The sequence below is a fragment of the Paenibacillus tundrae genome, from assembly GCF_036884255.1.
Classification (GTDB): Bacteria; Bacillota; Bacilli; order Paenibacillales; family Paenibacillaceae; genus Paenibacillus.
In genome coordinates this window covers 1,211,030-1,224,711 of the sequence record NZ_CP145605.1, presented here as the reverse complement: position 1 = coordinate 1,224,711, position 13,682 = coordinate 1,211,030, and the positions used below count along the sequence as shown (strand labels likewise).

Sequence of the window (13,682 nt, the reverse complement as noted above, 5' to 3'; positions counted from 1 at the left end):
AACAAAAAAGAGCAGATCTATACGATCTGCTCTTCTTATAACAGGCTACCCTTAGCTACTTCTAGATAGGTCTAGCTATTTTCGGCGGATAACTTCAGCTATCTCAAACTCGGTGTAGCAAACAAAAAATTATACAATGTCCAAAGGAACTTTCCGTTGCGGTGCAGGGAACACCTCATTCAGCCGCACCTCTTCCTCTGGGGTCAGTACAAGATTCATTGCGGCCGCATTATCTGCCACATGTTCTAGTTGGACTGCTTTGGGTATCGCAATGACATCGCCTTCACGGATGACCCAAGATAATGCAATCTGGGAAGTCGTCACATTCCGTGCTTCTGCAATCTCTTGGATGACTGGGTGTTCGAGTAATTCTTTACGCAGTCTGCCCCCTTGTGCAAGAGGACAATACGCCATCACAGGAACATGCCGTTCTCGTAACCAAGGCAATAGATCATATTCTATGCCCCGTGATGCAGCATGGTACAACACTTGATTCACTGCACAATGTTTACCGCCCGGCAGATTCCATAACTCCTGCATATCATCTGTATCCAGATTAGATACACCCCAGCGCAGAATCTTACCCGCTTGCTTCAGTTGCTCCATAGCTTCGACGGTCTCTTCAAGTGGAACCCTTCCTCGCCAATGTAACAAATAGAGATCTATCCGATCTGTACCTAGACGCTGGAGGCTGTTCTCGCAAGCTGTAATCATCTGTTGCCGGTCTGCATGATGTGGATACACTTTCGACACTAGGAATACATCATCACGACAACCTTCGATCGCTTCACCCGTCACCTCTTCTGCCCCGCCTTCTGCATACATCTCTGCGGTATCTATAAGAGTCATTCCCAGTTCGATTCCATCTCGCAAGGCTCTAACTTCCTTCGTACGGCTCGAATCCTTTTCACCCATGTACCATGTACCTTGACCAATTGCAGGCAAGGTTGTACCATCCGGCAATTGAACTGTACGAGCGATCTGATCCTGATTCATTCGAATTACCTCCCATTAGATTACATTGTGGTGTCATCTATACTTGTTCAGGCGGTTGTTGGTTAGTAACGGACGGATTGGCCCGTTTCCAGCGTCCCACCATCATCACATATAATTGATCTAACGGTAATGTGAGACTACTCTGCGCTATGCTTATCGTGGCATCCACCATATTCGTATTCACGGTCATTAATTTGCGTTTAATACCCATCTGGCGATCCAGAAAGGCCTTCTCATCCCGAAGCTTAATGCCAATCATCGGTTGTCCCATGAGCTCATACATAAAAATATTCTCTACATCTGTCCAGGCAATGGAACCACCTGACGTATATGAGGAAGAATCAACAAAGCCCTTCTCATCCACCACAAATGAAGGCTCTTTCTTGATCATTTTCATCAGAATGTAGCATAGGCAACAGCCAAAAAACAAAATAGAAACAACACCAACCACACATGAAATAGTAGAAGCACCAGTTTCCTTCGAATCACTAAGAATTAAGAATAAACCGGCTGCAATGAATATTGCTGACCCTGCTGTTAGCCACGCTAGGCGTTTACGGCTAGGGTATTCTACGTGTTGTTGCTCATAGGATGTGGACAATGTGGTCTTCCCCCTTCATTGCGACAAAGAAATAGTTGCTCGTTCATAAGTCGTATATCTATATCAAATGGCATAATTAGCACTGTTAATTAAACGTATTCGCGCCTGTCCAAACGGTAAGTTAGGACTTTTGTTTGTCAGTTTCGTGACTATTCAACAGTAGAATTCGTCACCATTCAGACAATTCCTTTATACTGCCGAATAATCGAAAAAAGTGAGCTGCGATTGCATACGGACGTTGTCCTACTCTATTGTTTCCGTTAATATAAATGGAAAGGTTAGGAAAATACATTCAAATTAGGGTGGGAGGACATAGAATGAATAGTTTACGTGGCATGACTTCGGAAGACCTGTTTCAGATCACATGGGTCAACGATCCAACACCATCTCCACAAGGCAGACAACTGGTGTATGTGAGTCGAAAAACGAATGACGTCCGAGATGGTTATTCATCCCACCTGAGACTCTTGGATCTCGTGAGCCACCAAGATCGTCCTTTTACTTCCGGGGAGAAGGATCACTCTCCAGTCTGGTCTCCGGACGGATCACAGCTTGCCTTTTTACGAGAACAGGATGGGAAGACCCAAGTTTGGCTCATCGCATCCGACGGTGGAGAGGCTAGAATCGTAAGCCATCTCAAGCATGGGATTAGTTCGATGCTCTGGTCACCAGACGGACAAGCCTTGCTCGTTAAATCCTCTGTGGATGAGCAAGCTGAGGACGATAAGGATAACCAAGATTCCGCAGAAAACAAATTACCGCAAGAGCATATCGTAGATCGCATTCGGATGAAATCAGACCAAGGTGGATTATGGAATGGCAGACGCAATCATCTATTCTATATCCCACTTGAACGTGGAGAGGCTACGCAAGTTACCTCAGGTCACTATGATGTTGGAGAGTATGCCTGGTCTCCGGATGGTACAAGCATCGCGTGGATTACCCAGATGCCAGAAGAAGGCGAAGATCATAACGATTACAGTCTAACCAACCATGTATATCGTGCGAAGCCCGACGGAACAGCGCTTGAGCAGCTAACGCCGGAAGGGTATTCATTCTACCGTCTTACCTATGCACCGGATGGACAATCCATTGCACTACTCGCCAGTGACCGTTCCTATCACAACGCTACGCATATTAAATTATATTCACTCCCCCACGCGGGCGGTGAGCTAGAGTGCCTGAATTCAGATTGGGATGTGCAGTGTAGCCATAGTCTCGTTGGAGATATGCGCTCCCATTTAACTCCTACGGGACCTGTATTTAGCCGTGAAGGTTCGTCAATCCTCTGCTTAGTAACAATCGAAGGTAGTGTTCGAATTGCCAAATTCGCAAGAGACGGCGGCGAGTCACGCTATATTTTACCGGCCGAAAAAGAATTCTATCAATTTGCCGAGCTTGCAGATGGACAGATTGTTGCAGCCGTAGCTGATGTGTTGAATCCGGGAGATCTCTTTCTCTATCCTGAACCGGATGACACCGAAGCACAACCTATTCAACTGACACATAGCAACCCACAGTTGACCGAACAGATCCAACTTAGTTCACCAGAGACATTCTGGTTTGACTCTTCGGATGGACTTCGGCTACAGGGATGGATCATGAAACCTCAGGGTGTGGTCGATGGGGTCAAAATCCCAACGATTCTTGAAATCCATGGTGGACCACATATGATGTATGGCTTTACATTTATGCATGAATTCCAAATCCTTGCCGCACAAGGGTATGCCGTAATGTATCTTAACCCTCGTGGAGGTCTTGGATATGGGCAACAATTCGTGAATGCCTGCCGCGGGGATTATGGCGGCGGTGATTACCGTGATCTGATGGAAGCTGTCGATTATGCCCTTCGGCAATATGACTTTATCGACGAGACTCGCCTAGGTGTTACTGGTGGCAGTTATGGTGGCTTTATGACCAACTGGATTGTTGGGCATACAGATCGATTCACAGCTGCTGTCACACAACGCTCCATATCCAACTGGCTCTCATTCTACGGCGTCAGCGACATCGGATATTTCTTCACAGAGGATCAGATTGGCGGCAACGCTTGGGAGGATACGGAGAAGTTATGGAAGCACTCGCCACTAGCCTATGTAGGCAATGTAACAACCCCACTGCTTATTCTGCATGGAGAGCAGGATTTACGATGCCCGATTGAACAAGCTGAACAATTATATATTGCCTTGAAGCGACGTCGACAGACGACACGTCTCGTTCGTTTCCCGGGCGCTAATCATGAATTGTCCAGAGGAGGACACCCACATCTGAGAGTTCGCCGGCTTGAGCATATTGCGGGTTGGTTTAACGAGCACCTCTAAATAGTAAGCTCGGCACCGAGCAACGAGTGATGCTACCTATAAAAAAAATACCCTCACCAAAAACCACGTAAAGTCATCTGTGTGATGACCACTACGTGGTTTTTCGATGTCGGCAGTATTCGACCACTCCGGGATAACAGAACTAATGAACGCAGTCGCTATTGCCCCTATTATTGTGGACTCCCTTATCTGAAGGGAACATCCCGCGGATAGCTCAAGCTTCCGGTGTAACTCTCCTTCGGAAATGCTTACAGGCGAATGCTTGGCGTCCTCACTTTCTTAAAGTCCCCTTCGTTCTAATGTAACTGTCCATCCTCTAACGAACTCAGTGAACCTTATTAGCTTAAAAATAACACTCTGAGAATTGTAAGGAATCGTTTGGAGCTAGAATAAAAAGTGGACACCCAATAACGGACAGAAGGATAATAAGGCTAACGGAGGTGTGTCCACATGGGAGAACAGCGGCAACGATACAATGAAGAATTTAAGAAACAAACGGTAAAATTTATCCAAGAACAGACCAAGACACTCGGAGACTTGGCAGAAGAACTCAACATTCCAAAAAGTACATTACACCAGTGGATGGGCAAGTATCGCGAACTTAAACATGAGCCCGTAGCTAGCGTAGATCGAGTGAAAGAACTGGAAGCAGAGCTTAAAGAAATGCGCCGGTTACTTCAAGAGAAAGAGCATACGCTTGCGGACACGCAAGAGGAACTGGCTATTGTAAAAAAAGCAGTGCACATCTTCAGCAAACCAAAGAGCTAAGGTTTCAGTTTCTGGAAAACCATCGCTCCCTGTTTTCTTTGGAGAAGATGTGCACTCTGTTACACGTGTCACGGAGCGGATATTACAAGTGGCGGATGGATCGAACAAGTAAACAGCAGCACCGGAGAACTGAGATCATGAAGCGTATTCGATTTCATTTCTACGACCACCAGAAGCGGTGTGGAAGTCCGAAAATTACGTATGCGCTCCATCTGGAAGGATACAGAATCTCTTCCCGTACCGTCAGTATATACATGCGTCAAATGAATCTTCGTTCCGTGCACACTCCTCGGTATCGTGTCCAAACGACGGATTCTAACCATCATCATCCCATTGCACCAAATACGCTGAACCAGCAATTTCAAACGTCCAAACCGAACACCGTATGGGTCACCGATATCACCTACATTCCCTGCCGAGGAGGCCGGTTATATCTCGCCAGTGTTCTGGATTTATGTACGCGTGAAATTGTAGGCTGGCGTCTGTACAACCATATGGAAACGAGTCTGGTGCTAGGTGCATTGAATGATGCTTACCGGGCCAAACGCCCCGCTCCAGGACTGCTACATCACTCGGATCGTGGCTCGCAGTACACGTCAAAAGAATACGTGGAGCAACTGAAATCGTATGGTATGGAGCTCAGTATGAGCCGCCGAGGAAACTGTTACGATAACGCATGTATCGAGTCTTGGCACAGTATTTTGAAGAAAGAACTCATTCACTGTAACCCTCGTTTTAAGAATCCAGAAGAGGCTTATAACACCATTTACCAGTACATTGAGTTCTATTACAACCGCAAGCGAATGCATGGTGCGCTAGGTTATCTTTCCCCTGCTCGTTTTGCGAAGAAATTTACGGACAAATCCGTCGCGTAAGTGTCTACTTTCTTGACATAGGTCCAGTTGACACGCTAATATACCTTTTGGGCACTAGAATTAGATGTAATCCGTGGTATTTGGTGATATAACGGTTCTAGGATTCGTTAGCATTCTCATTCGCCGTGATACGGTCGAATAAGCTCTCTCAGATTCGTTAGCACCGACCGTGTAAAGAGAAGGGCGCGTAGATGGAACTATTTTACCTACTCCATTTCAAACGACACCTTAAATTAACCCAATCTAAAGCCTACGCCAGTGTTCTTCCGATACATATTATCTGGCTATACTGCTTCCGACGACTCTTTACTTCCTCTACTCTTCTCCCCACACTACCGTGACCTCGTTATACCCCTCGTTAATATTGGAGGATGATCCTGAGATCGATACAGCAAATTTCTCATCCGCACGTCCTACGATACTGAAGTCATCAGCACCTAAGTCTTGGACGTTCTGCGTAAGATTTTGGTTCTGATAGTAGTCTCGATATGATGCTCCAAGGACAGTTAGTGTCTCTTTTGTGCTATAGGTTAGACTAACCTTCTTCTTGCCGTCCATCACATTTTCCACAAGGGAGATGGTCTTCGCATCTTTAGGCAATGGGAAATCAGCCGGCAGGTATTTGGATTTTACACCTTGAGCCTGTGTATTTGCCCCTGTTGACGGAGCAGTTGTTCCGCTGTTTCCTGTTGTTGGTGCACCAGATGAACTAGTTGAACCAATGGCTACTTTGTTGTTCTGTGAATCATACTTAACTTCTGTGTTCAATGCCTCAGCTATAGAGCGTACCGGTAAGTATGTACTCCCTTGGTAAGTGATCGGAGCCAGCTTCTTCCCCTGTTCTCCTGTCGGCGTGAACTTCTGTCCATTCACCTCAATGGCTAACCCATGATTCAGGTATGCTTTGATCGTTTCTAGTTGAGTACCTGCATATACTCCCGCTGAACCAGTTAGCACCATACCAAGTACCCCTACTGTGATTGCCCATTTTTTACTTTTCATCCTGTGAGACCTCCTCAAGTGAGTGTATTCATGCCATTCCCCAATACATAGCATTGGTTGATGTTAATACGTTGTTAAACCAAAGAACGGAATCATAATACCATCCGATGACAGCTTTTGAACTCAATTATCGCTAAAACAGGTCTCCGGGAGTACTAAAATAGTCTTTTCTAACAATATATACTCCCCTCGTTAGGCAAACATGTACCATGATAAAAGTCCCGAATTAGCAACTATACCCATGGTCATACTAATTACACTGTGTATTTTCCTTGCGCGGAGTAACACTGATGTCGTAACATGCTGACCATGATCAGATGCATGAGCTCAAGTTGCAGAAATACTTATTTTATTAGATAATAGTCTGTCGAATGTGGTCGAACTGAACGGAACAAAAAGGGGGAACATGTAATGAAAAAATATAGCTTTGATGAGTCAATTCATCGTCTTGATACAGGATCGGAAAAGTGGGACGCACTAGAGGAAATTTTCGGTGTTACGGAGGCACTGCCAATGTGGGTAGCCGATATGGATTTTGCTGCCCCGCCATCGGTAATTCAGGCGCTGCAATCCCGTGTGGAACACGGCGTCTTCGGTTATACGGTACGTACGGATTCATATCATGAGGCCGTGATTGGATGGATGGAGAGCAGACACAACTGGAGCATCGAGAAGGAATGGATTGTGTTTACCCCCGGCATCGTGCCAGCCTTAAGCATTGCTGTACAACGATTCACCGCACCAGGTGATGCAGTCGTTATTCAAACGCCGGTATATGCTCCCTTCTATGAAGTCGTACGTGGACAAGGCCGAGAGCTCATAACTAATCCACTCAAAGGAACGAATGGTCACTATGCCATGGATCTAGAACATCTCGAATCCTGCTTCCAGACAGGTCGGGTCAAAATGCTAATTCTATGCAGCCCCCATAATCCATTAGGAACGGTATGGAGTCGCCATGAGTTGGAAGAGCTCGCTGCACTATGTGTTAGATATGATGTACTGATCGTTTCCGATGAGATTCATGCCGACCTGGTACATCAGCCAGGTGCTCACACACCATTATCCATGATCTCGGACGCGATTGCCCAGCAAAGTATCATCTGCACGGCACCAAGTAAAACATTCAATATTCCGGGGCTCTGCACATCCAATATCATTATTCCAAATGCCAAGCTGAGAGAATCATTTATGCAGGGAGTCAAAATTATGGGACTGTCCAGCATCAGCACGTTAGGCGCTACAGCTGCCGAAGCAGCATACAGAGGTGGTGCAGACTGGTTGGATGAATGCCTCGCATATGTCCGCGGAAATATGGAATATGTACAGCAATATGCGGCAGAGCATCTCCCTCAACTTGGGGTATATCTGCCAGAAGCAACGTATCTGTTATGGCTTGATTTCAGTAAGCTGAACATGACGCAAGAAGAGCTGAGCAGTGCTCTACTGAAAGAAGCGAAGATTGCCCTTAACGATGGTATTATCTTCGGTACGGAAGGCACTGGATTTATGCGAATGAACGTTGCATGTCCACGCGCTACGGTTGAAGAAGCTATGCGCAGACTAACGGCTTGGGTCAATTCACTTAGCCAAGTGTCGCTATAAGTTTGTAATTCGGGCTTGTATTTATTGAAGTGAATCATCTTAGGATAACAGAATCGTAGCGGTAGAAATAATAAGTCGAGTTAGCAGCTACTGCTTTTGTTAATCCTATGAATGCTACTACTATAAATGTTGAAGATCAAAATGAATCTTCATGATAGCCATCTTCTATCTGCTTGCAGAGAAGAAGATGGCTATTTGAATTTCATCTCAACTCCACCTGATGGTGCCGCTCAAGCTCTACTTGAGTTCTATTTGAATTCTATTTGAGTTTAACTTGAGCTCTACTCTGCATGGGCTTTTCCCGCCACCGTTGGCGTTACTTATGCCTTTCTCTTCTCCTATTCACTTACTTTTACTTTACTTCCTCTTCGCCAACTCTTGATTGACTTTAATATAGTGGTTACTGACTTTCTGTTCCAACGTATACACGTGCTGTTTGGTACTTGTCCATTTCTCTGTCGCCGAGACGAGTTGATTCAATGAACTTAGCACACGTGAAGGCTGGGCTTGCTTGAGATTCTGCTTGAATTGTTTCAGTACATTTGAGTAACGTTCTTTTGTTAGCGAAACTTGTTTTTTGGCTGTTTGAATTTGCCTTTTTACCGAATCAGCACCTGATAACATACTACGCAAACGTTTGATTTCTGTGTTTTTCCGTTTACGCGCTTCAGCAAGCTCGCTTTTCTTCATTCGGATCTCTTCCCTAGCCAGTTGCACAGCTGGCTTCAATGTATCTGCTTGGGCACGAACAACCGCTGTCCATTCCTTGTTCTTCGTCGCTCGGGCTGCATCCAGCTGTTTATTCACCGCGGTGTAAAGGGCAAATAACGGCTCGTATCGAGCTTGAGTACGTTCCAAAGACTGCGTTAACGACGCTATCTTCTTCTCATCGGTCTGCCGGATGCTGGCTTGCAGTCGCTTGAGCTCAGCCATATTGGACGTATGAAGTGCTTTCGTTTTTTGCTCCCACGTCTTCCCCTGTCCTTCCAAGCTCCCCACATTCTCATAGGCTCGTTGCAAGGATGCTTTCATCTGGCGATCTGCTTTGTTTAATACATCGTTCCATGCTTTCTGTGCAGTGACCCCTAGTTCAATCCCTGCCGCCTCGGTTGTTGCAGGCAAGCTGAGGTTTAGGATCAAGCTAAACAAAATTACTAGCGGGACAATTAAACGCAGGCAAGTTATCCGCTTCGTCTGCGGACGACCAGCAGTGCTTATGTCTGCGATTGCTCCCTGTGGGAGCTTGTCCATCGTTTCACCAGGCACCTTGTCCATCGCTCGATGACTTACTCCATGATTTACTTGATGATTTACTACGTGCCTAGCTTTGCTCTTTAGTATTTGCCTGGGTTCGTATCTAACTTCCTTCTTCAGCCTTGACCTCGGTTCGTGCCTTTCTTCGTGCACTGCCTTCTCCCCCTTCGTTCTCTCCGACTTAAACCTATGCATCATCACATATGAACTCCTTTCTAGAGGTTGTTCAAAAAGTCTGCTTTTGATTACGAAGGATGCGCGAGCAGCATCTCAGCATCGAAGATGGAATTCAGCCGAAATGTCCGTTGCTCACGTAGTTTTGCCTACGCTCCGCTACTCCATTTCTATCTTCATCCCATCTTCTCGGTACTGAAAACCATCCTTTTTGAACACGCACTTCTGTGTGATCTCGGCTATATAAGTTGAATGAAAAAGTATGACGTTCAACAGATATATGCCTGGTATGAAACGGCTGGAACGACAAAAAAGCACCCGCAAGATAGGCAATCTGCCTATTCCTGCGGGTGCTTCCCACATCAGCCGTTCTCTGGGTTCGGTGAATGATACCATTCATTCTCGAACCCAACCCTTTTTCTAATATATTCCATCATTTCTGTCTGGTCAAGTCAGATTGAACGCTAAGCACTAGCCTTGGGGAGAACCCTTCCCCTTAAGATCCCCGTCATTGCCTACAGATCAACGAGTATGGCTTGCATCGCTTCAGTCAAATCTTCCTCTTCCAGCATCATATAGATGTTCTCGCCACTTACTGTGTTGAGCTTGATCTGATAAACGGTAACTGCTTCCTTGGTATAAAAGCTAGTTCGTTGACGTGTGAGGAGATCGCTTATAATTTCTTTATTCTGGGTAGCGACCTGTTTATGTCCATCTAGATTCGCATCAATATACTGTGAGTCAGCATACAAGGTCTTTCCATTACTTCCACCGTCGAACTCCTGCTTCACGAACTGTGCTGACACAATATCATCGGCGGATACATTAAGCTGATCATACAACTTTTGCTGCTTCAACCACGTTAATGTGCGATCATAACTAGATTTAATCTCAAAATTCCATGATGTTCGCGGAAACCTCGGGTCTAGATCTGACTCCTGATTAATCTCGGCACTAGCCCATGACTCCCATGGTGACGTCTGTTCATCATACGTCTGATCCAAAATATCCTGCTTCAACAGATCTAGAAAATCACGAATATGCTGTGGATTGCTAATGTATGTTTTACGCGCACCACTCAGGTAAGACCGGATGCCAATGCTCAATACATCCTCGTCCAGTTTGTATGTCCTGTATTGAATAGCCTTGTAATCCTTCATCTCCCTCAGTACCGACAATTCTTGGATGAACTCCGATTGAGGAATCTGATATCTTCGTTTCATTATTTTACCGTTAGCCAGCTCATAGTTCACGAAAATAAACTCACTATCATCCCATTGCATATAATTCAAATTACCTAATAGATCCAAATCAGAATCTACGATCTTATGATGAAGTGCAAGGATCGCATCAATGAATTCCGGATTATTTGAATAAAGCTTGCTGTCATCCCGCTTCACACGAACCCCATTATGATATTCAAACTCATCTCCACCAAGCTTAACTTGAACAACATCTTCCTTAGCTGGCACTCTTGCGGCATAACCGTTCCAGTCCGCAACAGGGACATACAGAACCAACCCTACCACGATTCCGTACAGCGCCATCTGAGGTATAAGCTTGCCATTCCAGATTAACCATGTCTTGCGAATCAACATCTCGGCACCAATATAACCAACGATCGCTCCCACGACATAACCGATGATGCCCCAATCTGGAGACTCTCGTGGAGCAATCCTGGTGAAGTAAGCTCCACCAATCAACACAATAGTAAACATGAATCCAAATCGGAATATCGGTTTGACCACTGTGAACGTAACTGCCTCGGTAGCCGACTCGACTTTTCTTCTCGCATAGATAACATATGCTAACGCGATAAACACCACGGTAAGTGCCGCATATATTACCAGCTCTGGCCACAGGATTGTTCCTGATCCTATGGATTCCATTCGAGTAATCAATGATATATCAGTACGAACACTACCCACTTGATTATAAGGAAATCCTAATAGGTGCTGTTGTAAGTGAAGTTCATATCCCGCCCAGAACACCATTGGTAACAAAATGAGTGCATACACCGTGAGCCCTTGCAGGATTGATTGACCTATACACATGCCGACAGCCACGGTCAACATGAACATGAACATCGAGTAGATACTCATGCTCAGTCCCCACATCCAGATCGCATCACCTGTGAAGATGTAGGCCGGTTCGTCCATTACACCCCATACCCAGCCAGTAATTGCGGTTGTCAGCCAGATCGGAATGAGAATTAACATAAATCCGGTGAACAGATGAGCGGTTAATAGATGTTTACGTTTAAGCGGCAAACTATGATATACATCTGAGGATGCTCCAGATTGCATATAACGGAATAGAAAGAGCCCTATTGCAACTGGAAATGCGAGCGCAAGCAAGAGATGCATCTGCCCATTCGTCTGAAACAAACTTGTGATCTCGTAAGGGTCTTCCCGATACTCCGTACCGATTGGCAGTGGGAGGGAGAATAACAATACAATTAGAAACAAAATGCCTAGCCACCCATGCTGCCTGAAATTTTGGAACAGGATGCCCCGGTTAAAGTATAATCGGCTGAATGTCATACCCTGCGTCCTCCATTTCATAGATAAATATCTCTTCCAGCGTCAGTGGTAGTACGTCCAGCAGATAAGGATCTTGTGACTGGAACCGCTGTGTCACCGTCTCACGATTGCCTTTGACGATGAATAGCGATACACTGCCCCGCTTCTCTTCATGCAGAATGTCGATATGTTCCTCTATCGCTTGGGCATGATCAGGATGACGAAAAGCAACTTGAATTTTATGTGTATCTGCCTTCAGGTCATCTAGATCCTTCTCTACAATGATTCGGCCTTTATGCATAATAGCTACATGGTCACACAGATCCTCGATTTCCCTGAGATTATGGGAGGAGATGATAATCGTTACCTGACGATCTGCCGCCTCCTGAAACAGCAGGTTTTTGATCTGTTGTCTCATGACGGGATCGAGACCATCAATCGGCTCATCCATCAACAATATTTCAGGCATACAGCTCAAGCCAAGCCATACAGCTGCCTGACGACGCATACCTTTGGACATACGATGAAGCTTACGTTTCATATCGAGTTTAAATACGTTGCCTAGTTGCACGAACCGTTCCTCATTCCATCGCGGATACACAGAACGATAGAAATTCGCCATTTGATGAATGGAAGACTGCGGGAAAAAGTAGGGAGCATCTGCCATAAAAATGGTGCGACCCTTCAAGTCTAAATTCTCCACGATTTCAGCTCCGTCAATGCGAACCGTGCCGGTATCCTGACGATAAATGCCTGCCATAATTTTGAGCAACGACGTTTTACCTGCTCCGTTGGAGCCGAGCAACCCATAGATTGATCCTTTATGTACCTGCATCGTGACACCATCTACTGCTTTTTCCTGTTGAAATGTTTTGACGACCTGCTTCAGCTCAATCATTCGGCTCCCCCTTTTCTATACGGGCCATCGCTTCCTGAAATAAAATCGTCATGTCGGCTTTGGTTAAGCCCGAATACGAAGCCTCTGCAATTAACTTCACCAGAGCTGCTCTAATCTCATCTCTCATGGCTGCATTCGGATGTTCCACGGAAGATGATACGAAGCTCCCTTTTCCCTGTAATGAGTAGATGTAACCTTCCCGTTCCAGTTCCCGGTATGCCTTCTGAATGGTGTTGGGATTCACCGTCAGTTGCGCGGACAGGGTGCGAACGGAAGGAAGCTGCTCATCTGGTTGGAGAACACCGTATACGATCATTTCTTTGATTTTGTCTACTAGTTGTTCATAGATCGCCTTACGGCTGCGTACATCCAATTCGAACATCCCGCACCTCCTTTCTAACAAAATAATGTGATGTAACCATAATAAGGTGTATCAACTGTACTATCATTATTAATACAGTTAATACACCTTGTCAACACTTATTTTTGACATATAATCCTAGTCACGATACGATAATATGGATGTAGTGACATATTGATTTTATTTTCAAAGCATATTTCGTTATGACGGGAGTAGATACTCTAAGCTTGTCCTGCCCTTCACCCTTCCGTTAAGATAGACATATGACATATTCAGCACTTCACAAGGGAGAAGACTTGAATGAA

The 13,682-nt window shown here is 45.4% G+C and carries 11 protein-coding genes; 4 read left to right on the top strand and 7 right to left on the bottom strand.

The features are described from left to right. Window positions 1-129: 129 nt before the first annotated feature. Both V6W81_RS05295 and V6W81_RS05290 read right to left on the bottom strand, forming a co-directional pair. Entirely contained in the window at window positions 130-996 is an 867-nt protein-coding gene (locus V6W81_RS05295) for an aldo/keto reductase (protein WP_338541931.1), read from the bottom strand. 37 nt (window positions 997-1,033) lie between these two features. After that, window positions 1,034-1,597 (bottom strand): STM3941 family protein, encoded by a 564-nt coding sequence (locus tag V6W81_RS05290; protein WP_056694466.1) that lies wholly within the window; start codon window positions 1,595-1,597, stop codon window positions 1,034-1,036. Between the two features lie 317 nt (window positions 1,598-1,914). On the opposite strand from V6W81_RS05290, the gene V6W81_RS05285 reads away from it, so the two are divergent. From V6W81_RS05285 to V6W81_RS05275, 3 genes are all read left to right on the top strand, one after another. Further along, window positions 1,915-3,918: a S9 family peptidase gene (locus tag V6W81_RS05285; protein ID WP_338541929.1), complete on the top strand. Its 2,004-nt coding sequence runs from the start codon at window positions 1,915-1,917 to the stop codon at window positions 3,916-3,918. Between the two features lie 450 nt (window positions 3,919-4,368). Next, window positions 4,369-4,686 (top strand): transposase, encoded by a 318-nt coding sequence (locus V6W81_RS05280; RefSeq protein ID WP_111270792.1) that lies wholly within the window; start codon window positions 4,369-4,371, stop codon window positions 4,684-4,686. A gap of 11 nt (window positions 4,687-4,697) precedes the next feature. Next, window positions 4,698-5,561, top strand: a complete 864-nt coding sequence (locus tag V6W81_RS05275) for an IS3 family transposase (RefSeq protein WP_338543928.1) — start codon at window positions 4,698-4,700, stop codon at window positions 5,559-5,561. Window positions 5,562-5,876: 315 nt separating this feature from the next. Here V6W81_RS05275 and V6W81_RS05270 read toward each other — a convergent pair whose 3' ends face one another. Next, window positions 5,877-6,563, bottom strand: coding sequence for a stalk domain-containing protein (locus V6W81_RS05270; protein ID WP_338541927.1), 687 nt, complete (start codon window positions 6,561-6,563; stop codon window positions 5,877-5,879). 411 nt (window positions 6,564-6,974) lie between these two features. Between V6W81_RS05270 and V6W81_RS05265 the strand changes: the two genes are divergently transcribed. Next, on the top strand, window positions 6,975-8,168 hold the full coding sequence (locus tag V6W81_RS05265) for a MalY/PatB family protein (protein ID WP_338541926.1): 1,194 nt from the start codon (window positions 6,975-6,977) through the stop codon (window positions 8,166-8,168). Window positions 8,169-8,525: 357 nt separating this feature from the next. On the opposite strand, the gene V6W81_RS05260 is transcribed toward V6W81_RS05265, so the two are convergent. The 4 genes from V6W81_RS05260 to V6W81_RS05245 form a co-directional block, all read right to left on the bottom strand. Beyond that, window positions 8,526-9,443: a hypothetical protein gene (locus tag V6W81_RS05260; RefSeq protein WP_338541924.1), complete on the bottom strand. Its 918-nt coding sequence runs from the start codon at window positions 9,441-9,443 to the stop codon at window positions 8,526-8,528. 668 nt (window positions 9,444-10,111) lie between these two features. Then, complete coding sequence (locus tag V6W81_RS05255) at window positions 10,112-12,139, bottom strand: hypothetical protein (RefSeq protein WP_338541922.1); 2,028 nt, start codon at window positions 12,137-12,139, stop codon at window positions 10,112-10,114. Further along, window positions 12,114-13,016, bottom strand: a complete 903-nt coding sequence (locus V6W81_RS05250) for an ABC transporter ATP-binding protein (protein ID WP_145049497.1) — start codon at window positions 13,014-13,016, stop codon at window positions 12,114-12,116. The genes V6W81_RS05255 and V6W81_RS05250 overlap by 26 nt, the downstream gene beginning before the upstream one ends. Next, entirely contained in the window at window positions 13,009-13,398 is a 390-nt protein-coding gene (locus V6W81_RS05245; RefSeq protein WP_056694484.1) for a GntR family transcriptional regulator, read from the bottom strand. Before V6W81_RS05245 ends, V6W81_RS05250 begins: the two co-directional genes overlap by 8 nt. Window positions 13,399-13,682: the final 284 nt, after the last annotated feature.

Excerpts from the sequence above, each read along its gene's own strand:
- V6W81_RS05295 (WP_338541931.1), bottom strand. The coding sequence starts at position 996 with ATGAATCAGGATCAGATCGCTCGTACAGTTCAATTGCCGGATGGTACA.
- V6W81_RS05285 (WP_338541929.1), top strand. The coding sequence starts at position 1,915 with ATGAATAGTTTACGTGGCATGACTTCGGAAGACCTGTTTCAGATCACA.
- V6W81_RS05280 (WP_111270792.1), top strand. The coding sequence starts at position 4,369 with ATGGGAGAACAGCGGCAACGATACAATGAAGAATTTAAGAAACAAACG.
- V6W81_RS05270 (WP_338541927.1), bottom strand. The coding sequence starts at position 6,563 with ATGAAAAGTAAAAAATGGGCAATCACAGTAGGGGTACTTGGTATGGTG.
- V6W81_RS05265 (WP_338541926.1), top strand. The coding sequence starts at position 6,975 with ATGAAAAAATATAGCTTTGATGAGTCAATTCATCGTCTTGATACAGGA.
- V6W81_RS05260 (WP_338541924.1), bottom strand. The coding sequence starts at position 9,443 with ATGGACAAGGTGCCTGGTGAAACGATGGACAAGCTCCCACAGGGAGCA.
- V6W81_RS05255 (WP_338541922.1), bottom strand. The coding sequence starts at position 12,139 with ATGACATTCAGCCGATTATACTTTAACCGGGGCATCCTGTTCCAAAAT.
- V6W81_RS05250 (WP_145049497.1), bottom strand. The coding sequence starts at position 13,016 with ATGATTGAGCTGAAGCAGGTCGTCAAAACATTTCAACAGGAAAAAGCA.
- V6W81_RS05245 (WP_056694484.1), bottom strand. The coding sequence starts at position 13,398 with ATGTTCGAATTGGATGTACGCAGCCGTAAGGCGATCTATGAACAACTA.